We start from the raw sequence: 24,877 nt of genomic DNA on the forward strand, positions 1-24,877 counted from the left end.
CACCGGGCGGCAGGGATCAGTCCCAACCGGTTTCCTCCAGTTCGGCGCTGTCATGTTCGGCCAATCGCTTTCCCCCGATCAAGCGCTCCCCCGCCCCTGGGCCGCACCGCTGGCGCAGGGGCGGCAGATGCTCGACGCCGCGGGCACGCGCGCCTCGGCGATCTACTGGGTCTATGTCGTCCTCATCATCTCGAACGTCGCCTCGCCCAAGGCGGGCATCGAGGTATATGGCCTGCCGCTCACGTTCGGCTACATCCTGCTCGGGGTGATGGCACCGGTCGGACTGATCGCACTGGTCCGCCGCCCGACCTTGCAGGCGGCGGCGATCGGCAATTTCATCGCCTATCTGATCGTCGGGCTGATCGGTCTGTACAAGACCTTCCTGTTCGGCGCCGCCGCCTCGTCGGTCGTGCTGAGCTTCGCCTTGTTCATCGGCCTGCCGATGATCCTGCTGATCGCTCTATGCGCGCATCTCGAATATCTCAGCGAACGCCAGCTTGGCGGCATCTTCAAATGGTGCATCCGCCTCGTGATCGTGTGGGGCATGATGAACTTCGTGCTGTACATCCTCATCAAGCACATCATCGAGATCAAGTACGTCACCATCAACGCCGGCGAAGTGTCGAGCGTGTTCAACAAGAACAACCGTCGCGGCGATCTGATGAAGCTCATCAGTACCTACAACAACGGCAACATCTTCGGTGCATGCATGATCATGCTCGGGCCGCTGTATCTCTATTTCGAGAAATCGCGCGTGTGGATGGTCGCGTTCCTCGTCGCGGTGCTGCTCAGCCTCAGCCGCACGACCTGGTTCGGGCTGCTGTCGATCGGCAGCCTGATGGTGCTGACCGGGCAGATCCGCCTGTCGCGCGGCTATTTCTGGATCGCCTTCGCGGCACTGGTCGCGCTGGCGGCAAGCGTGATGATCAGCCTCGGCTGGTCGAGCCACTCGCTGCTCGACACCAACCTTGGCGGCCGACTGTACCAATGGACGGATCTCACGCTGACGCCGTTCGGCGAGGATCAGTTCCGCATCGCCGAGATCCTCTACGCCGGGCTGTTGCGCAGCTTCGGCGTGGTCGGCACGCTCGTCGCGCTGGTCGCGTTCCTGTATCCGATCGCCTATGCGCTCGGGCGCGGCACGCGGCTGTCGATGTTGCGGCGCGCGGCGGCGGTGGGGTGCGCGGGCTATCTGCTGATCGCCTTCTTCGACGCGGCCTTCATCTACCCGCCGACGATCGCGGTGTATCTGTTCATCAGCGCGCTGGTCTATCGGCGCGGCTATCGCCTGCCCTCGGGCGATCCGCTGTCCGGCGCGGGCGCGGCGGCGATACGATGAGCGGCGGGCTTTTCGCATGGACAGCGGTTGACGGCGTACAGCGAAACGTCGAAAGTGAAACGATAACAGCTTCGTCATGATCGCCAAAGGCGTCGCGCCTTCCACAAAGGTCGAAGCGAAGACCAGGTAGAGGAAACCCGCCGATGATCAAACGGGGCGTCCCGTCGTCTTCGTAAAATCCATATCCCGTATCCGGCATAGTCGCCGCCGCCGGTCCCTCGAATAGCATGAGAGTGTCACCAATTCGCGTTTCGCCCAGAATTGCTGTGGTCGGCGGGCTTCCAACCGTCTGCGCAACCCGTGCGGACATGGCGGAAGCGATGGCGCGCGATGTCGTGGCATCGCGCGCGGGCGAGCTGGCGCTGCCGCGCGTCATGGTGTCCTCGAACGGTTTCGTGATCGCGCTCTATCACCGCAGCGCCGAGTTCCGCGAGACGATGGACGCGGTCGACCTGATCGACGCCGATGGCATGCCGCTGGTGCTGTTCACCCGCGTCTTCTGGAAGCAGCCGCTGCCCGAGCGGCTCGCCACCACCGACTTCATCTACGACGCGGCTGCGCGCGCCGCGCGCGACGGCATCAAATTCTATTTCCTCGGCGCCCGCCCCGGCATCGCCGCCGCCGCCGCCGAGACGCTGCGCGCCGCCTATCCCGGCATCGAGATCGTCGGCACCCGCCACGGCTATTTCTCGATCGAGGAGGAGGATGCGATCTGCGAGGAGATCCGCGCTTCCGGTGCGGACGTGCTGTGGGTCGGCATGGGCACGCCGCGCCAGGAGAGTTTCGCGATCCGCCGCCGTGCGCAGCTTCAAGGGCTGGCGTGGGTCCGCACCTGCGGCGGGCTGTTCGACCATATCGGCGCGCATGTGCCCCGTGCGCCGGTGTGGATGCAGAACGTCGGGCTCGAATGGCTGCACCGCACGATGATCGAACCGCGCCGGCTTGCGCCGCGCTATCTCTCGACCAACTTCTCCGCGCTCTACCATCTGATCTCGAAATCGCGCGAGCGGCCGTAGCATTCTGTACTGATCGGTTTCACGCGTGCAGCATCCCCCTAGCGCGCGCCCGAACGCCCCGCTAAGGCGCGGCTATGAGCACCAAGACCGCCTCCTCCGCCAAGCACGCGGTCATCGAGCACCGCGACCAGTTGATCGCGAGCTTCGCGAAAGGCGAGAAGCCCAAGGACCGCTGGCGGATCGGCACCGAACACGAGAAGTTCGTGTACGCGCTCTCCGATCATCACGCGCCGAGCTATGACGAGCCGGGCGGCATCCGCGATCTGCTGATGGGTCTCCAGCGGTTCGGCTGGGAGCCGGTGGTCGAGAACGGGAACGTCATCGCCATGACCGGCGCGGACGGCAGCCTCAGCCTCGAACCCGCCGGCCAGTTCGAGCTGTCGGGCGCGCCGCTCGACAATCTCCACCAGACCTGCGCCGAGACCGGGCGCCACCTTGAACAGGTCAAGACGGTCGGCGACGAACTCGGCATCGGTTTCCTGGGGCTCGGCATGTGGCCCGACAAGACCCGCGCCGAACTGCCGATCATGCCCAAGGGCCGCTATGCGATCATGCTCCGCCACATGCCACGCGTCGGCAGCATGGGCCTCGACATGATGCTGCGGACCTGCACGATCCAGGTCAACCTCGACTATGCGAGCGAGGTGGACATGGTGAAGAAGTTCCGCGTCGGCCTCGCGCTGCAACCGCTGGCGACCGCGCTGTTCGCTAATTCGCCGTTCACCGAAGGCAAGCCCAACGGCATGCTCTCGTACCGCAGCCACATCTGGTCGGACACCGACCCCGCGCGCACCGGCATGCTGCCGTTCGTGTTCGAGGACGGGTTCGGTTACGAACGCTATGCCGAATACGCGCTCGATGTGCCGATGTACTTCGTCTATCGCGACGGCCGCTACCTCGACGCGGCAGGCCTCTCGTTCCGCGACTTCCTCAAGGGCGAGCTGTCGGTGCTGCCCGGCGAGAAGCCGACGCTCGACGACTGGAACGACCATCTCTCCACCGCCTTTCCCGAGGTGCGGCTCAAGACCTTCCTCGAGATGCGCGGCGCGGACGGCGGGCCGTGGGGGCGGATCTGCGCGCTGCCGGCCTTGTGGGTCGGGCTGCTCTACGACGACAGCGCGCTCGATGCGGCGTGGGACGTGGTCAAACACTGGACGATGGAGGAGCGCGAGACGCTGCGGTCTTCGGTGCCGAGGCTCGGGCTCGACGCGCCGATCGCGGGCGGGCGCACCTTGCGCGACATCGCCGGCGCGGTGCTCGACATCGCGCACGCCGGCCTGTCGGCGCGGGCGCGCTTCGATGCGGGCGGTAGCAACGAAACCGGCTTCCTCGATCCGCTGCGCGAGGTGGTGCGCACCGGCAAGGTGCCTGCGGAGGTGCTGCTGGAGAGATATAACGGCACCTGGGGCGGCGACGTGTCGCGCGTCTATGCGGACATGAAGTTCTAGGCGGGGCGCTTGCCCGCGATCCATGCGAACAGGCGCGGAACCGCGCCGTTGCGGGTCATCCACTCCGAGTAGGCGCGGTACGCGGGATCGAGGCCGAGATGCTTCTCCTCGGTCCTGGCGCGCCAGTAATAGACCCCGGCCGTGACCGCCATCAGCGCGCAGGCACGTACCGCGTCCACCCAGTTGCCCGTCGTCAGGAACGGCAAGGTCGAGATCAGCCAGAACAGGTTCTTCGACAGATAGGCCGGGTGGCGCGTGAAGCGGTACGGCCCGTGCGTGAGGATGCCGCGATGCGTGAGGTTGGAGAAGCGCAGGCCGAACGCCATCGTCGCCCAGGCGTAAATCGCCGTCAGCACGACCAGCACCGCACCGACCATGCCGAGCAGGACCGGATGCCCCGCCAGCCAGATCGACCAGCCGTCGCCGCCATGCGTGCCGGGGTGATAATCGAGCACGCCGCCGTCGCCCATCAGCACGAACGGCGGATAGCAGATCAGCGCCGCGGTCCACGCCGCCATCAACGGGTTGGCGCTGCGGATATGCGAATCGAGCGGGCGTAGCGTCAGGATGTAGCCGACGGTCGCGAACGCCACGTCGATCACGAACATGAAGGTAATGAGCCAGTTGGCGAGCGCAACCGGATCGTGCAGCACCCGCGACGTGTCGGCGCGGATGAAGTCGCCGAAGCCCGGCGGCACGATCGCCAGCATGAAGGCGAGGAAGAAGCCCTTCACCGCCCAGCTGCGCAGATGCGCGTAGATCGCCTGAGCGTCGACCGGCTCGTTCAGCCCCATCAGCCACGCGCCCAGCGCCCAGGCGCCGTCCTTCGGCTCGGCAAGCCGGCGGTCGATCCACAGCATGTAGGGCACCGACAGCACGAACAGCGCCGGCGCGACGACGCCGAGGCACTCCATCGCGAAGATGTAATTGCCGTCCCAATAGAAACGCTCGACCCCGTACACCACGCCGATCGCCGCCCAGGTGAGCCACAACCCGGCGAGCTTGGTCAGGCTGATCTCATAGGTTTCGCGCAGCGGCCGTGCCGCCGACCAGTCGATGCCGGTCGAGGGATTGCGATGCACCTTGTCGATGAACACCGACCAAAGCACCATCGGCAAACCGCACGCCGCCACGTTGACGAGCGCCGAATACGGCCCGTCGAGTCCATAGGTGCGCGCCACCGCCACCCACGCGAGCAGCCCGGCCAGCCCCGCCAGCCCGCAACCGGTGCTGACCGCCGAGAGCGGCCGAGGATCGGCACTGCGCGCCGCGCGAGCAAGGGCGGTGTCATGGAACATCGCCACGACCTGTAGCGCGGCATTGGTTAGCGAGGCGTGAAGCCTAGTCCGCCGTCCTGGTCGGAACCTCGCGACGCAACGCCTCGATCTCCTCACGCGATTTGGTTTCGATGCCGGCGATCTCGTCGCGCGCGCCCTTCATCGCCAGAACAAGTTCGTCGATCTTCATGTGCAACGCCTGTTCGCTGCGCTGCTGCTGGTTGAGCACCATCTGCGTGAGCGTGATCGCCAGCACCGACAGGATCAGGGTGAGCAGGTTTTCGCCGGCCTGTCCGGTCAGGAGGAACCACGTCGCACAGAAGGCCGCGACACCGAAGATGGCGAACGGATGCGCCGCCACGCTCGAGCCGATCGCCGAAAGCTTGCACCCGAAACCGTACAGACGTTCGCCCAAAAACATGCTCCTCGCCGCTCCGCCGTATCGCGGCGGCTTGCGCCACACGCGGGTTGCCGGTATCCGCCAACATAATGCGGGTATAGCACAATGGTAGTGCAGCAGCCTTCCAAGCTGAATACACGGGTTCGATTCCCGTTACCCGCTCCACCTTTCGATAGAGCGCGCCCCATGACCGCCATCTCCTTTTCAGAGGCGCGGGCGCGGATCGTCGCGGTCGGGCGCTGGCTCGACGGCAAAGGCTGGGCGCCGGCGACCTCCGGCAACTATTCCGCGCGGCTGGACGACGGCAGCTTCGCCGTCACCGTGTCCGGTCGCCACAAGGGGCGGCTCACCGAGGAGGACGTGATGCGCGTCTCGGCTGACGGCGCATCGCTCGACGGCAAGAAACCCTCGGCGGAGACCGCGCTGCACCTCGCGATCTATCGGTTGTTCCCGGAAGCGGGCGCGGTGCTGCACAGCCACTCGGCCACCAGCGTAGGGCTGAGTCGCGCGGTGGTGGGGGATGGCTTCACCTTCGCGGGCCATGAGATGCTCAAGGCGCTGCCCGGCAACACCACGCACGACGCCGCCGTGCTGCTGCCGATCGTCGACAACAGCCAGGACATGGCGGCGATCGACGCCGCCATCACCCCCGCCCTGCTGGCGCCCGCCGCGCCGCCCGCCTATCTTATCCGCAGCCACGGCCTGTACGGCTGGGGCAGCGACATGGCGGAGGCGGAGCGGGTGATCGAGGCCGTGGAGTTCATGGTCGCCACCGAGCTTGCCGAACGGAGTTTCAGGGCATGAGCCGATTGCAGGTGTTCGACGAGGCGGATGGCGCGACGCCGCTGCTCGACACGACCGATGGCGCGCGCATCGCCGCCGAACTCGCCGCCATCGGCGTGCGCTTCGAACGCTGGCCGACGCGCGATATCGGCGATGCCCCGATCCTCGACGCCTATGCGCCCGAAATCGCGCGGCTGAAGGCGGAAGGCGGCTATCTCTCGGTCGATACGATCGCGATGGCGCCGGACCACCCCGAGCGCGGTGCGCTGCGGGGCAAGTTCCTGTCCGAACACACGCACGGCGAGGACGAAGTGCGCTTCTTCGTGGAGGGCGAAGGGCTGTTCACGCTCCATGCCGAGGGCCGCGTGTTCAACATGCTGTGCACGCAGGACGATCTCATTTCGGTGCCCGCGGGCATGCCGCACTGGTTCGACATGGGGCCGACCCCCCGCTTCACCGCGATCCGGCTGTTCCGCAACCCGGACGGCTGGATCGCGCGTTTCACTGGCGATGCGATCGCTGAGCGTTTCCCCCGCCACGAGCCCGCTCTGGCGTGAAGGCGATTCTCACCGATATCGAAGGCACGACGACCAGCCTCTCGTTCGTGGCGGACGTGCTGTTCCCCTATGCCCGCGCGCACCTGCCCGCATATGTCGCGGCGCATGCAGTCGAGGTTGCGCCGATCCTCGCCGAGGTGGCGGCGGCGGAGCCGGGCGATCCGGTCGCGACCCTGCTGCGCTGGATCGATGAGGATCGCAAGGCGACCCCGCTCAAGACGCTGCAAGGCATGATCTGGGCGAACGGCTATGCGAGCGGCGCGTTCACCGGCCACGTCTATACCGATGCGGCGGCGGCGCTGCGGCGCTGGCATGAGGCGGGGGTGGCGCTGTACGTGTTCTCGTCAGGGTCGGTCGCCGCGCAGAAGCTGCTGTTCGGGCATAGCGACGCGGGCGACCTTACGCCGCTGTTCTCGGGCTATTTCGACACCACCACGGGGCCGAAGCGCGAGGCGGCGTCTTATGCCAGGATCGCCGCTGCCGTCGGGCTTGCGCCGGGCGAGGTGCTGTTCCTGTCCGACATTGCGGAAGAAGTCTTCGCCGCGCGCGGTGCCGGGATGGAAGCGCTGCTGATCGCCCGCAGCGGCGGAGGCGGCGACATCGCGGATTTCGACGCAATCGCCATTCCTGAAACCCACCCCTAACCGTTCATGCCGAGCGTAGTCGAGGCACGACCGGATGTGAGAGCCAGACGCAGATGATCCTCGAAGACACGCACCAACGCTCGATCACCCGCACCGCCGACGGCAAGGGTGCGCGCATCCTCGACCAGCGGCGATTGCCGTGGGAGATCGTGTGGGTCGAACTGCGCTCGGCGCAGGATGCCGAGGTCGCGATCCGCGAGATGTGGACACGCGGCGCGCCGCTGATCGGGGCGACCGCCGCTTATGGCCTCGCGATGGCGCTGGCCGAGGATGCCTCCGACGCCGCGCTCGACGCCGCCTTCCACCTGCTCGCCGAGGCGCGGCCGACCGCGGTCAATCTGCGCTGGGCGTTGGAGCAGGTCGCCACCGCCGTGCGCCCGCTTCCGCAAGCCGAGCGCGCCGCCGCCGCCTTCGCGCGCGCCGATTCGATCTGCGACGAGGATGTCGCGCTCAACAAGGCGATCGGCGGGCATGGCCTCGCGCTGCTGCGCGATCTCCACGCCAAGAATCCGGATCGGCCGCTCAACATCCTCACCCATTGCAACGCCGGCTGGCTGGCGACGGTCGATTACGGCACCGCCACCGCGCCGATCTATCTCGCGCATGACGCGGGCATCCCGGTCCACGTCTGGGTCGACGAGACGCGGCCGCGCAACCAGGGCGCGCTGCTCACCGCGTTCGAGCTGGCCGGGCACGGCGTGCCGCATACCGTCATCGCCGACAATGCCGGCGGGCATCTGATGATGCAGGGGCAGGTCGACGCGGTGATCGTCGGCACCGACCGCGTCACCGCCAATGGCGACGTCTGCAACAAGATCGGCACGTATCTCAAGGCGTTGGCGGCGCACGACAATGAGGTGCCGTTCTACGTGGCGCTGCCCTACACCACCTATGACGCGGACACCGCAACCGGCCGCGACATCCCGATCGAGGAGCGGAACGGCGACGAGGTGACGCATGTCGCCGGCGAAGGCGGGAGCATCCGCGTCACCGCGTCGAGCGCGGCGAACCCGGCGTTCGACGTGACGCCAGCGCGGCTGGTGAGCGGCTATCTGACCGAACGCGGATTGCTCGACACGATCTGACGCTTAGCGCGCGGCGGCGGCCATCTCGGCGTTGCGCCTGGCCGACGCGGCGAGCGTCTCGCGCAGCAGCGTCTTGAGCGCATCGTCCGCGTCGAGCACGTTGAGCCCCTCACGCGTCGACCCGCCGGGGCTGGCGACGCGGTCAGCGAGTGTGGCGGGGCTCTCCTCGGCGGCGGCGGCCATGATGCCCGATCCTTCGAGCGTCGCGCGCGCCAGCCGGTCGGCCTGATCGGCGGGCAGGCCGAGCGCCGCGCCGGCCTCCGCCAGCGCCTGCGCGAAGCGGAACACGAAGCCGGGGCCGCAGCCCGACAGCGCCGTCACCGCGTCGAACAGCGATTCGTCCGAAATCCATTCGACCAGCCCGAGCGGCTGCATCAGCGTCTCGGCGGCATAATGCGCCTCGGCATCGTCGCCCGCGCCGTGGAGCGCGACCACGCCCTTGCCGATCGACACCGGCAGGTTGGGCATCGCGCGCACGATCGCGCCCGCGCCTGCGAACCGCGCGGCAAGCGACGCTTCCTCGACCCCGGCGAGAATCGACACCAGCAGCCGTGGCGCGAGCCCCGGTGCGGCGGCCACGAACGCGTCGAGCTGTTGCGGCTTGATCGCGAGGACGAGCGTGTCGGCAAGATAGTCGTCCGCCAGCGCGGTCACATGCCGCACGCCTTCGGGAAGCTGCGGCGTGCCCGGATCGAGCACGGTGATATTTTCCGCGACAATGCCGGCGTCGACCCAGCGGCGCAGCATCGCGCCGCCCATGTTACCCGCCCCGACCAGCAGGATGCGGCCCGGCAGCGCGGCGGCGGACAGGCTCACGCCTCCCCCTGCGTCTCGGTCATCGCGGCGGCGAGCGCGTCCTTGGGGCTCTTGCCGCCCCACAATACGAACTGGAACACCGGATAGAAGCGCTCGCATTCGTCGATCGCCGATTCGACCAGCAGCTCGGCGGCGGCGAGCGAAAGCGTGCCGCCCTCCCCATCGATCATCGCGGCGTGGCGATAGAGCAGGATGCCGCTCGCCGACCACAGTTCGAAATGGCCGACCCAGAGCTGTTCGTTGATGAGCCCGACCGTCTCGTACAGCGCGGGCCGGCGATCGTCGGTAACGCGGATGTCGGGAAAGGCGAGGAACTGGATGACGCTGTCTTCCTCGCGCCACAGCGCGCGAAGCTCATACTGCGTCCAGCTTCCCTTGACCTTGGCGATGACCTCGTCATCCTGCCGCTCGTAATCCCAGCCATGTGCCGCGAAATAGCTTTCGAGCATGTCGATGGGGGCGGCGTCGTCGCGTTCGTAATCGGCTTCGTCGAGCATATGCCTAGCCTTTACGCCGTGAGCGGGCTGGGCTCAAGCGTGGCGCGCGACAGGGATGTGGACAAGTGCTTGCCCCCACCCCTGTCGATAAAGCTGTGGATAAGTTCGGGATCAGGCGTCGCTCGCCGCGCCTGCGGCCTTCGCCTCGAGCACCGCGATACGCGCGCGCAGCGCATCGGCATCGTCGCGTGCGGCAGCCGCCATCGCCTTCACCGCCTCGAACTCCTCGCGGCTGACGAAATCGAGCCCGCCCATGAACTCCTTCGCGCGTGCCTTCACGCTCGCCTCGGCCTCGCGACCGACGCCCGCGATCGTGCCCGCTGCGCTGTTCATCAGCTTGACGAAATCGTCGAAAATCTTGTTGTCGGCCTGCATGATGCGAAACTTCCGTGAGAAAGGGATTACAGATCTATCACTTGGGTACTGCCGGACGTCGGCGCAATGGCTCCCGCATTCGGATTGAGCCGGCCGATCTGCCAGCACAGCACGCCCGCGAAGCTGATCCACACCAGATACGGCACCATCAGCCACGCCGCCAGCGTGCGGACGCGCCCGAACAGCAACGTCGTCGCGATCGCCGCCAGCAGCATCGCCGCGATGATCGCGGTCGCCCAGCCGATCCGGTGCATGCCGAAGAACACCGGCGACCAGATGAGGTTGAGCGCCAGTTGCACGACGAACAGCCCGATCGCCGGCCCGCGCCACCGCGATCCGCGTGCATGGATCACCACCGCGAGCGCAAGCCCCATCAGCACGTAGATTATCGTCCAAGCCACGGGGAACGCCCACCCCGGCGGGTTGACCGATGGCTTGGCGAGGGCCGCATACCAGCGGTTATCGTCGCCCGCCGGCGCGATCCGCGCGGAGACGAAGCCGAGCAGCAGGATCAGCGGCACCGTCACGATCGCCCAGCGCAGGAACGCCAGCCTCAACTGCTGCTTAGACGCGATCTCGCTCAATCGTCGGTCCTTCCGCCCGCTGCAATAGGGGCTTCGTTTATCATTGCGGCCTCGAAACACAATTGCCGCAGTGCGTCATAGTTCCGCGCGCAGAGCCTGTTCAGCCGGGCAAGTGCCCCGTTATGAGAAATTCGACGTTGCCTTCGGGCCCGGTGATCGGGCTTTCGGTAAGGCCATCGACCTGCCAGCCCTTTGCGGTCAGCCAGTCCGACACCTCAGTGCAGACGCGTTGGTGGACGGCGGGATCGCGCACCACCCCGCCCTTGCCGACCTCACCGCGCCCCGCCTCGAACTGCGGCTTGATGAGCGCGACCAGCCGCGCGCCCGCCGCTGCGAAGCCGAGCGGCACGTCGAGCACCTTGGCGAGCCCGATGAAGCTGGCGTCGCACACGATCAGGTCGACGGGTTCAGGGATGTGCGCGGACGTGAGGATGCGCGCGCTGGTCTTCTCATGCACGACGACGCGTTCGTCCTCGCGCAGCTTCCACGCGAGCTGGTTGGTGCCGCTGTCGACCGCATAGACGCGCGCCGCGCCGCCGTTAAGCAGCACGTCGGTGAAGCCGCCGGTCGAGGAACCGACGTCGATCGCCACCGCACCTGCCACATCGATCGCGAAATGCGCGAGCGCATGCGCGAGCTTGATGCCGCCGCGCGACACCCAGGGGTGATCGCGCCCGCGCACGTCGAGCGTCACGTCCTCGGCGATCGCCTGCCCCGGCTTGTCGATCTTCTTCGTGCCCGCGAACACCAGCCCGGCCATGATGAGCGCCTGCGCCCGCGCACGCGACTCCACGAGTCCACGATCGACGAGCATCTGGTCGGCACGCATTTTCGGCATTTCGCCTCCTAACAGCGGCGCTTCACCGACGCAAAGGCACAGGGAATTTCGGGCCGTCGCAACCCGCCTTCGCTCCGGCGCAGCGGCTATTGTCCCCCGTAGCGGTAGGAATATCTTGGCGGCTGGGAAGCGTGGTCGAACGGCGTCCCCCTAGAGCGACGGACGGCCACGTTTCCTTGAGAGATTGGAGAGGCACAATGGGCAGCTTTTCGCATTACGACCCGACGCAGCCGACGATCCTGACGGTGCCGGGCCTTGGCGGCTCCGGGCCGTCGCACTGGCAGACTTTGTGGGAGGAGGCGCGGCCCGACACGGTGCGCGTCGAACTCGGCATGTGGAACACCCCGCATCGCAACGCCTGGGTGACCAAGCTCGATCAGGCGATCCGCACCGCGCAGGCGCCGGTGGTGCTCGCCGCGCACAGCCTCGGCTGCCTCGCGGTCGCGTGGTGGGCGGAACTCAGCCCGCAGCCTTATGGCTGGCCGGTCGCGGGCGCTTTGCTCGTCGCGCCCGCCGACGTGGATCGCGCGGGCGCGCAAGGCGAATTGAAGGCGCTCGCCCCCGCACCGCGCACGCCGCTCCCCTTCCCCTCGATCGTGGTGGCGAGCACCGATGATCCGTGGATCGACATCGATCGCGCGCACAGTCTTGCGGTCGATTGGGGCAGCCACTTCGTCGATGCCGGCGCGCAGGGACATCTCAACGCGGCGAGCGGCATCGGTTGGTGGAACGAGGGCCGCGAGTTGCTCGATCGCGTCGTCCACGCCGCCGCCGATCGCAAGGGCAAGCCGCGTGCACCCAGCGAGGCACGTTCGATCCTGGCGATCAACGCGACCGACGCCGCGCAGACGCATTATCTCGGCGACCGGGCGGGCTGAGGACTGAGGCGGCAGGGTGCCGCCTCAGTCGAGGTACAGATAGGCCGGATCGAATTCGGCGAACCGCTTGAGCGCCGGCCAGTCGAGGATTTCCGCCGTTCCCTGGCGAAACTCGATCAGCTTTCGCTCGCGCAACTGGCGGAGCATGCGGTTGGCGTGCACCGCGGTCAGCCCGGTCGCATCGGCGATGTCGATCTGGGTCAGCGGCAACGTGAAGCGGGCGCCGTCGACCATGCCGACGCGCTCCAGCCGCACGTACATCTCGCAGAACAGATGCGCGATCCGCACCGCCGCCGCTCGCGCTCCGACCGAGACGATCCACTCGCGGTTGATCGCCGCGTCGATCAGCGTCGAACGCCACAGCAGTTCGGTGAGCGTCGCCGAGCGTTCGGTCCGCGCGCGGATCTCGGTATGCGGGAACAGCGCGACCCGAACCGGGGTCAGCGCGGCGACGCTGTGTTCGAGTTGCTTGAGCGGATAGCTGTGCAGATCGACGAAATCGCCCGGTACGTGCAGCGCAAGGATCTGGCGCCGGCCCTCGGGCGTGTCCTTGTAGCGTTCGACAAAGCCCTCAAGCAGCAGCGTACACTGGTTGAGCGGCTCCTGCGGGCGCACGATGATGCGCCGCGCGTTGAAGTCCGCAGTGCGGGAGACCGCGCCCTCCAGCACCGCGACCTGTTCAGGCGTGAGCACCGGCGTGCGATGCGCCTGCAAGAACAATCGCGTTATCATCGCCCGCCTTCACCCCACATCGGAACGCTGCCCCCGCCGCGCACGTTATTCGCCATCGGAGGACACGTCCATGAGCAAGCAGGCGGAAAAATCACCAGCCGAAGTGAATGCGGAGCAAGGCATGGTGATTGTCGATGGGCCTGACGGCGTGGCTGTCTCGCTCACGCCGGATGCGGCAACGCGCACCGCGCAGGCGTTGCGCCTCGCCGCGCGGGAAGCACGCCACCAGCATCCGGACGCGGCATCACCGCCCGGCGAACATGAAGGCGGCGGCCCCGACCAGACATAGGAACGCGCCCGCCTGCCGCCAGCCGAGCGGCTCGCCCAGGACCGTCACCGCAAAGATCCCGAACACGGTCAGCGCAATCACCTCCTGCGCGACCTTGAGCTGTCCGGCGCTCCAGCCGTGCGCATACCCGAGCCGGTTGGCGGGCACGGCAAGGCAATATTCAAACAGCGCGATCCCCCAACTAATCGCGATCACCACGTAGAGCGGCTTGGTCATCCCGCCCTTGAGATGCCAGTACCACGCAATCGTCATGAAGCAGTTCGACGCGATCAGCAGCGCGATCGTCGGCATAATCCTCCCCCCGCCGCCGCGCAGCGTTACTTCCGGCGCACCGGCTTCATCGCGACCTGCTGGATGCGCCACGCCTTCTGTGCGGCATCCGCACCGTCCACGTCGGAGCGTTGCAGCGTTACGGTGCCGAGCTCGTAGAACGGCATGCGACCATCCTTCAGCCGCGCATAGACCTGCACCGGCACGGTGATGTAACGCTGCCCGGCTCCGGCGTCGATCCGGCCCGGCGCGCCGACATTGGCGTGATATTCGCTGAACGCATCGAAATTGCGGGCGAAACTCTCCGGTGTCTGCCGCGACGCCGCGCCGTCGCCGTGCCACAGATGCCATGCCCGCGCATATTTGCCCGCGCCGATCAGCGCATAATATTGCTGGACGACCTGCGCCGCACCCTGCGCGCTGTCGGGTGCGAACGGACCTTCCGCGATCGGTGTGCGATCGTCGGGCAGACCACCCGGTGCGCCCGGCGGGGGCGGCGCGAGCGGCTCGTCGAGCCCTTGCGGCACATTGCCGGTGGGCGTCGGCGTGGGCGACGGCAGCGGATCGGTCGCCGAGGCGGCAGCATTGGCATCATCGTCGCCGACCGCCTCGGGGTGATATGCGTTGATGCTGTCCTGCGCGCGCTCGGCCGCGGCGTCGATATCGACGCTGTTGTTCACGCCGGCATCGGTGCGCGGCGAACAGGCGACCGCGAGTAGCAGCAACGGCAGGACAGCGGTGACGCGCACTAAAACGAACCTTTCCTGGGAAGCAGGACCGTTCAACGACAGGCCGAACGGTCCGTTCCGCATATTTCGTTCCGCAGGCGTTGCAAACGGCCGATGCCACGGAATGGGCGCGGCCGGCGATCGCCGGCCGCGCCTCCACGGTTACGGCTTGAGCGCCGCGTCGTCCTTGTCGTCGAGATCGTCGTCATCCTCGAGATCGTCGTCGTCGAAGTCCTCCTGGAGCGAATCCTCGTCCTGGTCGTCCTCGTCCTGATCGGCGTCGTCATCCTCCTCGCCGATCTCGTCGCCGCCCATCTTGAGATCGTCCTCGTCCTCATCATCATCGTCCGCGATGTCGGGTTCGAGGTCGGTCAGGATCGCGCCGTCGGTCGGGCCACCGCTGGTCGCCTCGAGGATCTCGGCACGCTGGCTCTCGTCATAGCCTTCCTCGTCATACCCGTCGTCGCCCGGGCCTTCGCCGGGCACCTTGTATCCGCCGCTGATCGCCATCGTAGCTCTCCTGCCGCGCGGGAGGCGCGGGATAGGAGGCGAACATCACAACCCGGCGTCGGTTCCGGCTCCAAGCGAAAATCAGCTCGGCCGGAACAGCCGCCCGCGCTCGACGATCGCGGCGATGCCGAGGCCGAGCACGCCGGCGAGCAGGAAGCCGACATGGAGCGCGGTCGTCGTGCCGTCGAAGAAGCTCGCCACGAACGAGCCGAGCACCGCGCCGCCGGTGACGACGAGCGCCCCCTGAAGACTCGCGGCAGTGCCCGCGATCGCGCCCATATTTTCCATCGCCATCGCCGACATGTTAGATCCGGCAAGGCCATAGCCCGCCATCGCGGTCGCCTGAAGCACAACGAACAGGATCAGGCTTTCCGCGCCGAGCTGGTCGGCGATGAGGCCACCCGCCGCCGCGAGCGCCATCACCACCAGCGCCGCCTGCGAGATGCGCCGCATGCCGACGCGCATCACGATCCGGGAATTGAGCAGGTTTGCCACCGCCATCGTGCCCGCCGACGCGGCGAACACCGGGCCGAGCAGATGCTGTGCGTGGAACACCTTTTCCATGATCGGTTCGATCAGTCCGATATAGCCGAACAGTGCACCCTGAACGATCAGCCCGGCGACCAGATAGCCGAGCGATGCGCGGTCGGTCAGCGTCAGCCGCCAGCCGCGCAGCAGTTGCGCGACCGACAGCGGCACGCGGTTCGCAGGGGCGAGCGTTTCGGGCATGCGGAGCGCGAACCACAGCAGCACCAGCAGCGTAAGCCCGGCGATCACCTCGAAGATCAGCCGCCACGAACCGGCGAGCAGGATGAGCTGGCCGACGCTCGGCGCCAGGATCGGGGCGGCCATGAACACCATGAAGGCGAGGCTCGATACCTGCGCCATCGCGCGGCCGGTGAAGCAATCGCGCACCAGCGCCACGGTGACGACACGCCCCGCCGCGATCGCCAGCCCGCCGACGAAACGCGCGGCGAGCAGCAGCGCGAAGCTGCCGGCGAGACCCGCCAGCAGGCAGCACACGATATAGCCGAGCAGCCCGCCGATCAGCACCGGCCGCCGCCCAAACCGATCGGTCAACGGCCCCTGTGCGAGCTGGCCGAGCCCGAAGCCGACCACGAACACGGTGACGACGAGGGTGCGTTCCCCGACGCTGTCCGCGCCGAGCCGGCGGCCGATCTCGGGCAGCGCGGGCAGCATCGAATCAATGCCGAACGCGCCGAGCGACATCAGCGCGGCGACCAGCGCGACGAACTCGTAGAAGGGGATCGGCGCGGAATTGGGCGTGGCAGGAGGCGATTCGATCGACATTGCCCGCGCCATGCCCGACATCGCCGCCCGGGTCACGCGCAAGCGCATCGCCCGCGAACGCACGCAGCACCCGGCGCGCCCTTCGCCGCCCACGAACCTTGCTGGCACACGCCCGCCACGCCTATGTTGGGGGAAACGGCCACGGAAGACCAACGATGCTCGATACTCCGCTCTCCTCGATCCCGACGCTTTCGCTCGCGCAAGGCGATGGCGACCCCGAAGGTTTCGCCGCCGCGCTGGGCGGATCGTTCGAGCGGTTCGGCTTCGCGGTGATCGCCGATCACGGCATTCCCGCCGATCTGATTGCGCGCGGCTGGGCCGAAACCGCCGCGTTCTTCGCGCTGCCCGAAGACGAGAAGCGCCGCTACTTCGCGCCCGGCGGCGGCGGCCAGCGTGGCTATACGCCGTTCAAGACCGAGATCGCCAAGGGCGCGTCGGCGGTCGATCTCAAGGAGTTCTGGCACGTCGGCCGCGACCTGCCTGCAGGTCATCCGCTGTCCGACCGGATGCCCCCCAACGTCTGGCCCGACCGGCCCGAGGGGTTCCGCGACACGTTTCTCCAGCTGTTTGCCGCGTTCGACCGTGCCGGCGACCGGTTGCTCTCGGCGATCGCGCGCCACCTGAAGCTCGCGCCCGACTGGTTCGATCCTGCGGTGGCGAACGGCAATTCGATCCTGCGGCTGCTCCATTACCCGCCGATCCCGGTCGATGCCGAGGGCGTGCGCGCGGGCGCGCATGAGGATATCAACCTCATCACCCTGCTGCTCGGCGCCGAGGAAGCGGGGCTCGAACTGCTCGACCGTGATGGCCGCTGGTTGCCCGTCAAGCCGCCCGAGGGCGCGCTGGTCGTCAACGTCGGCGACATGCTGCAACGGCTGACCAACCACGTCCTGCCCTCGACCAGCCACCGCGTCGTCAACCCCCCACCCGAGCGGCGCGGCGTGTCGCGCTATTCGATGCCGTTCTTCCTGCACCCCAACCCCGATTTCCTGATCGAGACGCTGCCCGGCTGCATCACCGCCGAACGGCCCGACCGCTATCCGACGCCGATCTCCTCGCACGATTACCTGCACGAGCGGCTGGTCGAGATCGGGCTGGTGAAGAAATAGATTTCGTCATGCCGGACTTGTTCCGGCATCCACCGATCGTCTAGCGCATCCATTGCTGTCGCGCGCTTCCGCTCGAAGCGGGCGCGGCACGGTGGACCCCGGAACAAGTCCGGGGTGACGATCAGGAAGACGACATGACTCAACCGCTCCGTATCGCGCTCGCTGGCCTCGGCACCGTTGGTGGCGGCGTCATTCGCCTGCTCGACGAAAATGGCGCGCTGATCGCCAGGCGTGCGGGGCGCCCGATCGAGATCGTGGCGGTGTCCGCGCGCGATCGCGGCAAGGATCGCGGGGTCGATATCTCCCGCTTCGAATGGGTCGACGACACGACCGAGCTCGCCTCGCGTGAGGTCGATGTGGTGGTCGAGTTGGTCGGCGGGTCGGACGGCCCCGCGCTGACGCTCGCGCGGCGAACGCTGGCGGCGGGCAAGGGCTTCGTTACCGCCAACAAGGCGATGATAGCCCATCACGGTCTCGAACTCGCCGCCGCCGCCGAACAGGCCGGCGCGGCGCTGAAGTTCGAGGCGGCGGTGGCGGGCGGCATCCCGGTCATCAAGGGACTGCGCGAGGGCGCGGCCGCCAACGCGATCGGCCGGGTGTACGGCATCCTCAACGGCACCTGCAATTTCATCCTGTCGAAGATGGAGGCGGAAGGCCGCGACTTCGCCGATGTGCTCGCCGAGGCGCAGGCGCTCGGCTATGCCGAGGCCGACCCGACCTTCGATATCGACGGCATCGACGCCGCGCACAAACTGTCGATCCTCGCCAGCATCGCGTTCGGCACGCAGCCCGCGTTCGGTGATGTCGCCGCCAGCGGCATTCGCCACGTTCTCGCCGCCGATATCGCGGAAGCCGCGGCGCTCGGCTACCGCGTGCGGCTGCTTGGACTTGCGGATCATGGGCCGGGCGGGCTGTTCCAGCGCGTTCACCCGCATCTGGTGCCGATCAGCCATCCGCTCGCGCATGTCACCGGCGCGACCAACGCGGTGGTGGCGGAAGGCAATTACGTCGGCCGCCTGCTGTTCCAGGGCGCGGGCGCGGGCGACGGGCCGACCGCCTCGGCCGTCGTCGCCGACCTGATCGATATCGCGCGCGGCGAGTTCGGGCCGGCCTTCGCCATGCCCTCCTCCGCGCTGGCGGCGCAGGGCGCGGCGGATTCGGGCGAGCGGCGCGGGCGCGCCTATGTGCGCTTCGCGGTGGCGGACAAGGTCGGCGTGCTGGCCGAGATCGCCGCGGCGATGCGCGACGCCGGCGTTTCGATCGAGAGCCTGATCCAGCGCGGCGCGAACGCCGACGGCAGCGTGCTGGTCGCGATCGTCACCCACGATGCACCCGAGCGCGCGATCGAGCAGGCGCTGGAGCGGCTGCGCGGCTCGCAGAGCCTGACCGGCCAGCCGCTGTGGATGCACATCCTCGAATAGTCCCGTCGTGCTCCCGCGCAGGCGGGAGCCCAGAGCGCCAGACGCTGCGACTGCCAGTGCGAGGGGTGCTGGGTTCCCGCCTGCGCGGGAACACGGATGGGGGCCACCGCGCAGCAGCGACGAGAGCCTGTTTACATCGGGCAATCGCCCCGCTATCGGGGCACCCCATGTCCATGATGGCCAAAACCATTAGCACCAAGCCGACCCGCTTTTGCGGGGCGGTCCGGTCGTGCTGAAGGTCTAACCTCAAGCCCATCCGGACACAGCCCCGCGGATACGCGGGGCGGCCTTGATCGACAGGACCATCGAACCCCGCGCCTCCGCACAGACAGGAGACGCGTACCCATGACCAATTTCCGCCCCTCGCCCGATCGCCTCGCCGTGGGGATCGTCGGTGCCACCGGCCTCGTCGGCAGCATGATGCTGAACATGCTCGCCGAACGCCGCTTCCCGCTCACCGCGCTGCGGCTGTTCGCCTCGGCGCGCTCAGCCGGCACGACGGTGCCGTTCAAGGGCAACGCGATCACCGTGGAGGATGCGGCGACCGCCGATTTCAGCGGGCTCGACATCGTGTTCTTCTCGGCCGGGGGCAGCACATCGAAGGCGCTGGCGGAGAAAGTCGCAGGCGCAGGCGCGGTGGTGATCGACAACAGCTCGGCATGGCGCAGCGACCCGCTGGTCCCGCTGGTCGTCGCCGAAGTGAACCCCGACGCGCTGCGGCATCTGCCCAGGGGCATCGTCGCCAACCCGAATTGCACGACGATGGCGGCGATGCCGGTGCTCAAGCCGCTCCACGATGCGGCGGGCCTCACCCGGCTGGTGGCGAGCACCTATCAGGCGGTGTCGGGCGGCGGCATGGAGGGTGTGCGCGAACTCGAGGAGCAGATCGTCGCGGGCGCGGCCGACTGCGCCACGCTCGCGCAGGACGGGGCCGCGGTGAAGCTCGGCGTGCCGCGCAAGTGGGCGGCGCCGATCGCCTATAACGTGGTGCCGCTCAACTATGTGCTGGTCGAGGACGGTTATACCGAGGAGGAGCTGAAGCTGCGCGACGAAAGCCGCAAGATCCTCGACCTGCCCGATCTCGCCGTCTCGGCGACGTGCGTGCGCGTGCCGGTGTTCACCGGCCACTCGCTGTCGATCAACGTCGCGTTCGAACGGCCGATCTCGGTGAGCGAGGCGAACGGGCTGCTGCGGAGCGCCCCCGGCGTCGAATTGGTAGCGGTGCCCAACCCGCTCGCCGCCACCGGCAAGGACGCGGTGTTCGTCGGCCGCGTGCGCCCCGATCCGACCGTGGCGAACGGACTGTCGCTGTTCGTCACCGGCGACAATCTGCGCAAAGGTGCCGCGCTCAACGCGGTGCAGATCGCCGAGGTGCTGCTCGAACAGGCGGCCGAGCAGCGCGTCGCCGCGTAACGGAACGAGCTGGGCGAGGTCGCGTGCGGGCACGTGCTTCGACTTCGCTCAGCACGAACGGGAGAGAGGAACGGACACATACTCCCGCCCTCCTCCTTAGCTGGGAGCAACCGGCAGCTCTTACGATCTCGAATCCATCAATGTATGCGGCGCGCTCGCCTCCAACCGTTCGCCCTGAGCGAAGTCGAAGGGCGTGCCCCTTCGCCGCCGCCCAGATGCTTACGGCGCGAGCGGCCGCTCGCCGCTCGGGTGGACACCGCTGGCGGTGCTGGCGGTGACGCCAACGCCGGAGCCGCAGCCGACGAGAAAAAGCGACTTCTCCTGGCAATTGTTGGTGCGCGCGAACAGCCGCTCGCGCTCGGCGGGGACGCCTTCGTACATCGGGTCGCCGGGATCATGCTCGACAAGCGGCGCGCGGTAGCGATCGGCGGCGCGGCGGCCGCACACCACGACATCGTCACCATCGGGGCGCCCGCACGCGGGCGTCGCCCGGGTCAGGCTTTCATAGGTGGCGATGGCGGCAGCGGCGGGCGTATCGGGTGCGGCAAGCAGCAGGAGCAGCGCGATCGCCATTGCAGCCTCACGGACGAATCGGGATCAGGCAGCGACGATGAACCCGCCGCAGAACGTCGTCAACGCGCGGCGGCGGCCCGCTTCGGCGCGGCGAGCGCGACGATATGGTCGAACACCGCCGCATGCAGCGGGCGCACGAACGCGCAGCCGTAGAAATGGCGGCGATTCCACTTCACCGTCGCCTCGAGCCCGGCCATGCCCGGAATCCTCAGCCAGATCGTCGCGCCGGGTTGGATACGGTAGATCGTCTCGATCTGGAAGCCGGTGCACGACAGGTCGGTCACGTCGATGTCGAGCTTGTCGGTCCCCATCATCCGCACCTGCGCGCGGATCGCCACCGTGCTGCGGGCGGCGGCGCGCGTTTCGCTGCGATTGGTGTCCTGCTCTTCCATCGGATCAGCATAGCGCGCGAGGGTTAACGAATCCTCACGCCACCGGCGCGACGCCGAGCCGGGGAATGTCGATCGCCGGGCAGCGATCCATCACCACCTTGAGCCCCGCCGCCTCGGCGCGCGCGGCGGCGGCTTCGTTCACGACGCCCAACTGCATCCACACCGCCTTCGCGCCGATGCGGATGGCGTCGTCGACCGCGTCGCCGGCGGCGGCCGAGTTGCGGAAGATATCGACAAGGTCGATTGGGTCGCCAAGCTGATCGAGATCGCGGAACACGAACTCGCCGTGGATATGCTCGCCGGTGATCTGCGGGTTGACCGGGATCACGCGGTAGCCGTGATCCTGCAAGCGCTTCATCACCCCCCAGGACGGGCGGCTCGGCCGGTCGGACGCGCCGACCAGGGCGATGGTGCGCGTTTCCTCGAGGAGCGCCTTGATCCCTGCATCATCGGTGATCGGCATCAGCTTGCCTCCGTTTCGATCCAGCGCACCACAGCGTCGGCAATCGATCCGAACGCGGCACCTTCGGGACCGTTCCCGGCGGCGGGCGGCATGCCTGCGTCCGAACCCGTGCGGATCGCGATATCGAGCGGGATGCGGCCGAGGAAGGCGATGCCGAGTTCGCGCGCCGCCGCCTCCGCGCCGCCCTGCCCGAACGGGTTCGACACCTCGCCGCAATGCGGGCAGGCGTAGCCCGCCATGTTCTCGACGAGGCCGATGATCGGGATGCCCGCCTTGGCGAACAGGTCGATCGCACGGCGAGCGTCGATCAGCGCGAGATCCTGCGGGGTCGAGACGATCACCGCGCCGGCGGGGCGGTGCTTCTGGATCATGGTGAGCTGCACGTCGCCGGTGCCGGGCGGCAGATCGAGCACCAGAGTATCGGCATTGCCCCAGTTGGCATCGACCAACTGGCCGAGCGCCCCCGCCGCCATCGGCCCACGCCACGCGATCGCCTGATCGGCGGCGACCAGCATCCCCATCGACAGCAGCGGCACCCCGAACGGAGTGGTCACGGGTTGCAGTACCTTGTCCTGCGCTGTCGGCTTGCTGCCCTCGACGCGCATCAGCTTGGGCTGCGACGGGCCGTAGATATCGGCGTCGACCAGCCCGACCCGCCGCCCGCGCGTTTGCAAGCCGATCGCGAGATTGGCCGAGACGGTCGATTTGCCGACCCCACCCTTGCCGCTCGCCACCGCGATCGACAGGCGGCGCGTGCGCTGGCTGGTGAGCGCGACGCGCACCGTCTCGATTCCCCGCACCGCCAGCGCGGCGGCGCGCACCCGCGCCTCCAGCGGTTCGTGTTCCTCGGGCGCGAGGCCGGTCACGTCGAGGATGATGCTGGCGCGGGTGTCCTCCACGCGGGCGGTGGCGCGGGTGCCGGCGACGGGCGCGAGGGCGGCATTCAACAGGGCTGGATCGGTCATCGCCGGGCAGATAGGGTCGTTACGGCCGCTTGGCACTATTTTTCGCGCAAACCCGTACCTATAGAGGTGTGATGACGATCCTTACGGGCTGGTTCCAGCGTCCCCCTCTCCTCAACAGCGACGACAAGAGCCCGTGGGGCGGCGGCTCCGGTTCCGGCGGGGGTTCGGGCGGCGGCGGCGACGACGGCAAGGGCCCGCGCAATCCGTGGGCGCCGCAGCCGGGCAGCGGCGGCGGCCGGCGTATCCCGGGGCCGAGCGCGCTGGACGAGTTCATCAAGCGCGCGCGGAGTGGCGGTGGCGGCGGATCGGGCGGCGGTGGCCGTCCGCGCATTCCCGGCACGCCGAGCGCAGGCACGCTCTGGCTGATCGGCGTCGCCATCATCGTGGTGATGTGGATCGCGTTCACCTCGATCCACGCGATCGGCCCGCAGCAGCGCGCGGTCGTCACCTTCTTCGGCCGCTATGCCGGCACGCTTGAGCCCGGCATCCGCCTGACGCTGCCCGCGCCGTTCAACTCCGTGATGAAGGTCGACGTACGCGAGATCAAGACCGACACCTTTCCCGAGAATGGTGGCGAGAACCTGATGCTGACCGGCGACCAGAACGTGGTCGATGTCGATTATTCGGTGCGCTGGGATATCAGCAACCCGCAGGATTACGTCTTCCAGATCGCCGATCCCAAATCGACGCTGCGCGCCACCGCCGAGAGCGCGATGCGCGCGGTAATGGCTAACGCCACGCTCGACGATGCGATCGGCTCGGGCCGCGATGCGATGGAGGTCAAGGTCCAGCAGAACATGCAGGCGATCCTCGACAGCTATAATGCCGGCATCCGCATCCAGGGCGTCGCGATCAAGGGCGCGCAGCCGCCCGAACAGGTGGTCGAGGCGTTCAAGAAGGTATCTGCCGCGCAGCAGGAGGCGCAAGGCAACATCAACAAGGCGCGCGGCTATGCGCAGCAGAAGCTCGCGCTCGCGCAGGGCGACGCGGCGGCGTTCGACGTGATCTACGCCCAGTACAAGCTCGCGCCCGAGGTGACGCGCAAGCGTCTGTATTATGAGACGATGGAACAGGTGATGGCGCGCAGCGACAAGACGATCATCGAGGCGCCGGGCGTCGTGCCGTACCTGCCGCTGCCCGGCAACGCGCGCCGCGTTCCGGACGTGCAGACGACCGCCCCGCAAACGCCCGTGCCCGCGCAGGGAGACGCCCAGTGACGCGCTCGCTCCGCAACCCGATCGCGATCGGCATCGTCGTGCTGCTCGCACTGATCCTGATCGCCAGCACCTTCGCGATCGTGCCCGAGACCAAGCAGGCGGTGATCCTGCGCTTTGAGCAACCCGTCGGCGGGGCGATCAACCGCTGGCAGCCGCATGAGGTGTTCGGCCGCTCGGGCGCGGGCCTCGTCGCCCGCATCCCGTTCATCGACCGGATCGTGTGGGTGGACAAGCGCGTGCTCGACGTCGATCTGGAGAACCAGCCGGTACTCTCGACCGACCAGCTCCGGCTCGAGGTCGACGCCTATGCCCGCTTCCGCATCGTCGATCCGTTGAAGGCGGTGGTGTCGACCGGCAGCACCTCCGTCACCGAACAGCGCGTAATCGACCAGCTCCAGCCGCTGTTCAGCTCGGCCTTGCGCAACGAACTCGGCAAGCGGCCGTTCGCGGCTCTGCTCAGCCCCGAGCGCGGTCAGGTGATGGACAACATCCAGGCCGGCCTGCAACGCCTCGCCGCGCAATACGGCGTGCAGATCGTCGACGTTCGGATCAAGCATGCCGACCTGCCTGACGGCGCACCGCTGCAAAGCGCGCTCGACCGGATGAAGACCGCGCGCGAACAGGAAGCGCTCACCATCCAGGCGAAGGGCCAGCAGACCGCGCAGATCATCAGTGCCGAGGCGGATGCCCGCGCCGCGCAGATCTATGCCGAAAGCTTCAACAAAGACCCCGACTTCTACGATTTCTACCGCGCGATGCAGTCGTACCGTTATACCTTTGGCGATAGTGCCAAGGGGCAGACGTCGATGGTGCTGTCGCCCGACAATGCGTATCTGAAAGAGTTTCAGGGGCGGCGTTGATCGCGTCTTTCCGCTTGTTCATATTCAATCACCGTTCAGCAACCTTAGCTAAGGTCGGCGCGTTGCCCCACTAAGGCACACGGAAGG

At 67.7% G+C, this 24,877-nt stretch carries 30 protein-coding genes and 1 tRNA gene; 15 read left to right on the forward strand and 16 right to left on the reverse strand.

The window, feature by feature from the left end; genetic code table 11:
* The first annotated feature begins 127 nt into the window (after nucleotides 1–127).
* The 3 genes from AC3ANX_RS15060 (at nucleotide 128) to AC3ANX_RS15070 (ending at nucleotide 3,803) form a co-directional block, all read left to right on the forward strand.
* On the forward strand, nucleotides 128–1,339 hold the full coding sequence (locus tag AC3ANX_RS15060) for a hypothetical protein (protein WP_488334074.1): 1,212 nt from the start codon (nucleotides 128–130) through the stop codon (nucleotides 1,337–1,339).
* A gap of 320 nt (nucleotides 1,340–1,659) precedes the next feature.
* The gene (locus AC3ANX_RS15065) at nucleotides 1,660–2,355 is read left to right on the forward strand and encodes a WecB/TagA/CpsF family glycosyltransferase (RefSeq protein ID WP_488334075.1); all 696 of its coding nucleotides are present in this window, start codon (nucleotides 1,660–1,662) and stop codon (nucleotides 2,353–2,355) included.
* A 74-nt stretch (nucleotides 2,356–2,429) separates the two neighbouring features.
* On the forward strand, nucleotides 2,430–3,803 hold the full coding sequence (locus tag AC3ANX_RS15070; protein ID WP_488334076.1) for a glutamate--cysteine ligase: 1,374 nt from the start codon (nucleotides 2,430–2,432) through the stop codon (nucleotides 3,801–3,803).
* Here the strand turns inward: AC3ANX_RS15070 and AC3ANX_RS15075 are convergent.
* Both AC3ANX_RS15075 and AC3ANX_RS15080 read right to left on the reverse strand, forming a co-directional pair.
* The gene (locus tag AC3ANX_RS15075) at nucleotides 3,800–5,101 is read right to left on the reverse strand and encodes a methyltransferase family protein (RefSeq protein ID WP_488334077.1); all 1,302 of its coding nucleotides are present in this window, start codon (nucleotides 5,099–5,101) and stop codon (nucleotides 3,800–3,802) included. The genes AC3ANX_RS15070 and AC3ANX_RS15075 overlap by 4 nt on opposite strands.
* A 43-nt stretch (nucleotides 5,102–5,144) precedes the next feature.
* Nucleotides 5,145–5,495, reverse strand: coding sequence for a low affinity iron permease family protein (locus AC3ANX_RS15080; RefSeq protein WP_488334078.1), 351 nt, complete (start codon nucleotides 5,493–5,495; stop codon nucleotides 5,145–5,147).
* A 76-nt stretch (nucleotides 5,496–5,571) separates the two neighbouring features.
* On the opposite strand from AC3ANX_RS15080, the gene AC3ANX_RS15085 reads away from it, so the two are divergent.
* The 5 genes from AC3ANX_RS15085 to mtnA all read left to right on the forward strand — a co-directional run bounded on the left by AC3ANX_RS15085 (nucleotide 5,572) and on the right by mtnA (nucleotide 8,549).
* A tRNA-Gly gene (locus AC3ANX_RS15085) sits at nucleotides 5,572–5,645 on the forward strand.
* Between the two features lie 21 nt (nucleotides 5,646–5,666).
* The gene (locus AC3ANX_RS15090; RefSeq protein ID WP_488334079.1) at nucleotides 5,667–6,284 is read left to right on the forward strand and encodes a methylthioribulose 1-phosphate dehydratase; all 618 of its coding nucleotides are present in this window, start codon (nucleotides 5,667–5,669) and stop codon (nucleotides 6,282–6,284) included.
* Nucleotides 6,281–6,820 (forward strand): 1,2-dihydroxy-3-keto-5-methylthiopentene dioxygenase, encoded by a 540-nt coding sequence (locus AC3ANX_RS15095; protein ID WP_488334080.1) that lies wholly within the window; start codon nucleotides 6,281–6,283, stop codon nucleotides 6,818–6,820. Before AC3ANX_RS15090 ends, AC3ANX_RS15095 begins: the two co-directional genes overlap by 4 nt.
* Nucleotides 6,817–7,464 (forward strand): acireductone synthase, encoded by a 648-nt coding sequence (gene mtnC, locus AC3ANX_RS15100; protein WP_488334081.1) that lies wholly within the window; start codon nucleotides 6,817–6,819, stop codon nucleotides 7,462–7,464. The genes AC3ANX_RS15095 and mtnC overlap by 4 nt, the downstream gene beginning before the upstream one ends.
* Nucleotides 7,465–7,517: 53 nt before the next feature.
* The gene (gene mtnA / locus AC3ANX_RS15105) at nucleotides 7,518–8,549 is read left to right on the forward strand and encodes an S-methyl-5-thioribose-1-phosphate isomerase (RefSeq protein ID WP_488334082.1); all 1,032 of its coding nucleotides are present in this window, start codon (nucleotides 7,518–7,520) and stop codon (nucleotides 8,547–8,549) included.
* Between the two features lie 3 nt (nucleotides 8,550–8,552).
* Here mtnA and AC3ANX_RS15110 read toward each other — a convergent pair whose 3' ends face one another.
* The 5 genes from AC3ANX_RS15110 to AC3ANX_RS15130 form a co-directional block, all read right to left on the reverse strand.
* Entirely contained in the window at nucleotides 8,553–9,308 is a 756-nt protein-coding gene (locus tag AC3ANX_RS15110; RefSeq protein ID WP_488336966.1) for a pyrroline-5-carboxylate reductase family protein, read from the reverse strand.
* Nucleotides 9,309–9,361: 53 nt separating this feature from the next.
* Nucleotides 9,362–9,862 carry a type III secretion system chaperone family protein gene (locus AC3ANX_RS15115; protein ID WP_488334083.1) on the reverse strand — a complete coding sequence of 167 codons (501 nt, stop codon included), beginning with the start codon at nucleotides 9,860–9,862 and terminating at the stop codon, nucleotides 9,362–9,364.
* 111 nt (nucleotides 9,863–9,973) lie between these two features.
* The gene (locus AC3ANX_RS15120) at nucleotides 9,974–10,237 is read right to left on the reverse strand and encodes an accessory factor UbiK family protein (protein ID WP_488334084.1); all 264 of its coding nucleotides are present in this window, start codon (nucleotides 10,235–10,237) and stop codon (nucleotides 9,974–9,976) included.
* A gap of 26 nt (nucleotides 10,238–10,263) precedes the next feature.
* Entirely contained in the window at nucleotides 10,264–10,821 is a 558-nt protein-coding gene (locus tag AC3ANX_RS15125) for a TspO/MBR family protein (RefSeq protein WP_488334085.1), read from the reverse strand.
* Between the two features lie 100 nt (nucleotides 10,822–10,921).
* Entirely contained in the window at nucleotides 10,922–11,659 is a 738-nt protein-coding gene (locus AC3ANX_RS15130; protein ID WP_488334086.1) for a TlyA family RNA methyltransferase, read from the reverse strand.
* Nucleotides 11,660–11,856: 197 nt separating this feature from the next.
* On the opposite strand from AC3ANX_RS15130, the gene AC3ANX_RS15135 reads away from it, so the two are divergent.
* Nucleotides 11,857–12,537, forward strand: a complete 681-nt coding sequence (locus AC3ANX_RS15135) for an RBBP9/YdeN family alpha/beta hydrolase (RefSeq protein ID WP_488334087.1) — start codon at nucleotides 11,857–11,859, stop codon at nucleotides 12,535–12,537.
* A gap of 24 nt (nucleotides 12,538–12,561) precedes the next feature.
* Here AC3ANX_RS15135 and AC3ANX_RS15140 read toward each other — a convergent pair whose 3' ends face one another.
* Nucleotides 12,562–13,269, reverse strand: coding sequence for a Crp/Fnr family transcriptional regulator (locus AC3ANX_RS15140; RefSeq protein WP_488334088.1), 708 nt, complete (start codon nucleotides 13,267–13,269; stop codon nucleotides 12,562–12,564).
* Nucleotides 13,270–13,339: 70 nt separating this feature from the next.
* Here AC3ANX_RS15140 and AC3ANX_RS15145 point away from each other — a divergent pair, with 70 nt between their 5' ends.
* Nucleotides 13,340–13,558 carry a hypothetical protein gene (locus AC3ANX_RS15145; RefSeq protein ID WP_488334089.1) on the forward strand — a complete coding sequence of 73 codons (219 nt, stop codon included), beginning with the start codon at nucleotides 13,340–13,342 and terminating at the stop codon, nucleotides 13,556–13,558.
* Here AC3ANX_RS15145 and AC3ANX_RS15150 read toward each other — a convergent pair.
* The 4 genes from AC3ANX_RS15150 to AC3ANX_RS15165 all read right to left on the reverse strand — a co-directional run bounded on the left by AC3ANX_RS15150 (nucleotide 13,514) and on the right by AC3ANX_RS15165 (nucleotide 16,425).
* On the reverse strand, nucleotides 13,514–13,849 hold the full coding sequence (locus AC3ANX_RS15150; protein WP_488334090.1) for a DMT family protein: 336 nt from the start codon (nucleotides 13,847–13,849) through the stop codon (nucleotides 13,514–13,516). The genes AC3ANX_RS15145 and AC3ANX_RS15150 overlap by 45 nt on opposite strands.
* A 26-nt stretch (nucleotides 13,850–13,875) precedes the next feature.
* The gene (locus AC3ANX_RS15155) at nucleotides 13,876–14,577 is read right to left on the reverse strand and encodes a hypothetical protein (protein ID WP_488334091.1); all 702 of its coding nucleotides are present in this window, start codon (nucleotides 14,575–14,577) and stop codon (nucleotides 13,876–13,878) included.
* A gap of 141 nt (nucleotides 14,578–14,718) precedes the next feature.
* Nucleotides 14,719–15,066: a DNA primase gene (locus AC3ANX_RS15160; protein WP_488334092.1), complete on the reverse strand. Its 348-nt coding sequence runs from the start codon at nucleotides 15,064–15,066 to the stop codon at nucleotides 14,719–14,721.
* A gap of 81 nt (nucleotides 15,067–15,147) precedes the next feature.
* Nucleotides 15,148–16,425: a multidrug effflux MFS transporter gene (locus AC3ANX_RS15165; protein WP_488336967.1), complete on the reverse strand. Its 1,278-nt coding sequence runs from the start codon at nucleotides 16,423–16,425 to the stop codon at nucleotides 15,148–15,150.
* A 107-nt stretch (nucleotides 16,426–16,532) separates the two neighbouring features.
* Between AC3ANX_RS15165 and AC3ANX_RS15170 the strand changes: the two genes are divergently transcribed.
* From AC3ANX_RS15170 to AC3ANX_RS15180, 3 genes are all read left to right on the forward strand, one after another.
* Entirely contained in the window at nucleotides 16,533–17,486 is a 954-nt protein-coding gene (locus AC3ANX_RS15170) for an isopenicillin N synthase family dioxygenase (protein WP_488334093.1), read from the forward strand.
* A 134-nt stretch (nucleotides 17,487–17,620) separates the two neighbouring features.
* Nucleotides 17,621–18,907 carry a homoserine dehydrogenase gene (locus AC3ANX_RS15175; protein ID WP_488334094.1) on the forward strand — a complete coding sequence of 429 codons (1,287 nt, stop codon included), beginning with the start codon at nucleotides 17,621–17,623 and terminating at the stop codon, nucleotides 18,905–18,907.
* A gap of 345 nt (nucleotides 18,908–19,252) precedes the next feature.
* On the forward strand, nucleotides 19,253–20,320 hold the full coding sequence (locus tag AC3ANX_RS15180) for an aspartate-semialdehyde dehydrogenase (protein ID WP_488334095.1): 1,068 nt from the start codon (nucleotides 19,253–19,255) through the stop codon (nucleotides 20,318–20,320).
* A gap of 219 nt (nucleotides 20,321–20,539) precedes the next feature.
* On the opposite strand, the gene AC3ANX_RS15185 is transcribed toward AC3ANX_RS15180, so the two are convergent.
* From AC3ANX_RS15185 to AC3ANX_RS15200, 4 genes are read right to left on the reverse strand one after another with little or no spacing between them, the layout of a single operon-like run.
* Entirely contained in the window at nucleotides 20,540–20,893 is a 354-nt protein-coding gene (locus tag AC3ANX_RS15185) for a hypothetical protein (RefSeq protein WP_488334096.1), read from the reverse strand.
* A 59-nt stretch (nucleotides 20,894–20,952) separates the two neighbouring features.
* Nucleotides 20,953–21,285: a PilZ domain-containing protein gene (locus AC3ANX_RS15190; protein ID WP_488334097.1), complete on the reverse strand. Its 333-nt coding sequence runs from the start codon at nucleotides 21,283–21,285 to the stop codon at nucleotides 20,953–20,955.
* A 34-nt stretch (nucleotides 21,286–21,319) separates the two neighbouring features.
* Nucleotides 21,320–21,748: a CoA-binding protein gene (locus AC3ANX_RS15195; protein WP_488334098.1), complete on the reverse strand. Its 429-nt coding sequence runs from the start codon at nucleotides 21,746–21,748 to the stop codon at nucleotides 21,320–21,322.
* Entirely contained in the window at nucleotides 21,748–22,713 is a 966-nt protein-coding gene (locus AC3ANX_RS15200) for an Mrp/NBP35 family ATP-binding protein (RefSeq protein ID WP_488334099.1), read from the reverse strand. Before AC3ANX_RS15200 ends, AC3ANX_RS15195 begins: the two co-directional genes overlap by 1 nt.
* Nucleotides 22,714–22,784: 71 nt before the next feature.
* On the opposite strand from AC3ANX_RS15200, the gene hflK reads away from it, so the two are divergent.
* Both hflK and hflC read left to right on the forward strand, forming a co-directional pair.
* A complete protein-coding gene (gene hflK, locus AC3ANX_RS15205) occupies nucleotides 22,785–23,930 on the forward strand; it encodes a protease modulator HflK (protein ID WP_488334100.1) in 1,146 nt (381 codons plus the stop codon).
* Complete coding sequence (gene hflC, locus AC3ANX_RS15210) at nucleotides 23,927–24,790, forward strand: protease modulator HflC (RefSeq protein ID WP_488334101.1); 864 nt, start codon at nucleotides 23,927–23,929, stop codon at nucleotides 24,788–24,790. The genes hflK and hflC overlap by 4 nt, the downstream gene beginning before the upstream one ends.
* Nucleotides 24,791–24,877: the final 87 nt, after the last annotated feature.

It is taken from the genome of Sphingomonas sp. BRN-1R, from assembly GCF_057748035.1.

Excerpts from the sequence above, each read along its gene's own strand:
- AC3ANX_RS15060 (WP_488334074.1), top strand. The coding sequence starts at position 128 with ATGCTCGACGCCGCGGGCACGCGCGCCTCGGCGATCTACTGGGTCTAT.
- AC3ANX_RS15065 (WP_488334075.1), top strand. The coding sequence starts at position 1,660 with ATGGCGCGCGATGTCGTGGCATCGCGCGCGGGCGAGCTGGCGCTGCCG.
- AC3ANX_RS15070 (WP_488334076.1), top strand. The coding sequence starts at position 2,430 with ATGAGCACCAAGACCGCCTCCTCCGCCAAGCACGCGGTCATCGAGCAC.
- AC3ANX_RS15075 (WP_488334077.1), bottom strand. The coding sequence starts at position 5,101 with ATGTTCCATGACACCGCCCTTGCTCGCGCGGCGCGCAGTGCCGATCCT.
- AC3ANX_RS15090 (WP_488334079.1), top strand. The coding sequence starts at position 5,667 with ATGACCGCCATCTCCTTTTCAGAGGCGCGGGCGCGGATCGTCGCGGTC.
- AC3ANX_RS15095 (WP_488334080.1), top strand. The coding sequence starts at position 6,281 with ATGAGCCGATTGCAGGTGTTCGACGAGGCGGATGGCGCGACGCCGCTG.
- mtnA (WP_488334082.1), top strand. The coding sequence starts at position 7,518 with ATGATCCTCGAAGACACGCACCAACGCTCGATCACCCGCACCGCCGAC.
- AC3ANX_RS15110 (WP_488336966.1), bottom strand. The coding sequence starts at position 9,308 with ATGGGCGGCGCGATGCTGCGCCGCTGGGTCGACGCCGGCATTGTCGCG.
- AC3ANX_RS15115 (WP_488334083.1), bottom strand. The coding sequence starts at position 9,862 with ATGCTCGACGAAGCCGATTACGAACGCGACGACGCCGCCCCCATCGAC.
- AC3ANX_RS15120 (WP_488334084.1), bottom strand. The coding sequence starts at position 10,237 with ATGCAGGCCGACAACAAGATTTTCGACGATTTCGTCAAGCTGATGAAC.
- AC3ANX_RS15130 (WP_488334086.1), bottom strand. The coding sequence starts at position 11,659 with ATGCCGAAAATGCGTGCCGACCAGATGCTCGTCGATCGTGGACTCGTG.
- AC3ANX_RS15135 (WP_488334087.1), top strand. The coding sequence starts at position 11,857 with ATGGGCAGCTTTTCGCATTACGACCCGACGCAGCCGACGATCCTGACG.
- AC3ANX_RS15140 (WP_488334088.1), bottom strand. The coding sequence starts at position 13,269 with ATGATAACGCGATTGTTCTTGCAGGCGCATCGCACGCCGGTGCTCACG.
- AC3ANX_RS15145 (WP_488334089.1), top strand. The coding sequence starts at position 13,340 with ATGAGCAAGCAGGCGGAAAAATCACCAGCCGAAGTGAATGCGGAGCAA.
- AC3ANX_RS15150 (WP_488334090.1), bottom strand. The coding sequence starts at position 13,849 with ATGCCGACGATCGCGCTGCTGATCGCGTCGAACTGCTTCATGACGATT.
- AC3ANX_RS15160 (WP_488334092.1), bottom strand. The coding sequence starts at position 15,066 with ATGGCGATCAGCGGCGGATACAAGGTGCCCGGCGAAGGCCCGGGCGAC.
- AC3ANX_RS15165 (WP_488336967.1), bottom strand. The coding sequence starts at position 16,425 with ATGCGCTTGCGCGTGACCCGGGCGGCGATGTCGGGCATGGCGCGGGCA.
- AC3ANX_RS15170 (WP_488334093.1), top strand. The coding sequence starts at position 16,533 with ATGCTCGATACTCCGCTCTCCTCGATCCCGACGCTTTCGCTCGCGCAA.
- AC3ANX_RS15175 (WP_488334094.1), top strand. The coding sequence starts at position 17,621 with ATGACTCAACCGCTCCGTATCGCGCTCGCTGGCCTCGGCACCGTTGGT.
- AC3ANX_RS15180 (WP_488334095.1), top strand. The coding sequence starts at position 19,253 with ATGACCAATTTCCGCCCCTCGCCCGATCGCCTCGCCGTGGGGATCGTC.
- AC3ANX_RS15185 (WP_488334096.1), bottom strand. The coding sequence starts at position 20,893 with ATGGCGATCGCGCTGCTCCTGCTGCTTGCCGCACCCGATACGCCCGCC.
- AC3ANX_RS15190 (WP_488334097.1), bottom strand. The coding sequence starts at position 21,285 with ATGGAAGAGCAGGACACCAATCGCAGCGAAACGCGCGCCGCCGCCCGC.
- AC3ANX_RS15195 (WP_488334098.1), bottom strand. The coding sequence starts at position 21,748 with ATGCCGATCACCGATGATGCAGGGATCAAGGCGCTCCTCGAGGAAACG.
- AC3ANX_RS15200 (WP_488334099.1), bottom strand. The coding sequence starts at position 22,713 with ATGACCGATCCAGCCCTGTTGAATGCCGCCCTCGCGCCCGTCGCCGGC.
- hflK (WP_488334100.1), top strand. The coding sequence starts at position 22,785 with ATGACGATCCTTACGGGCTGGTTCCAGCGTCCCCCTCTCCTCAACAGC.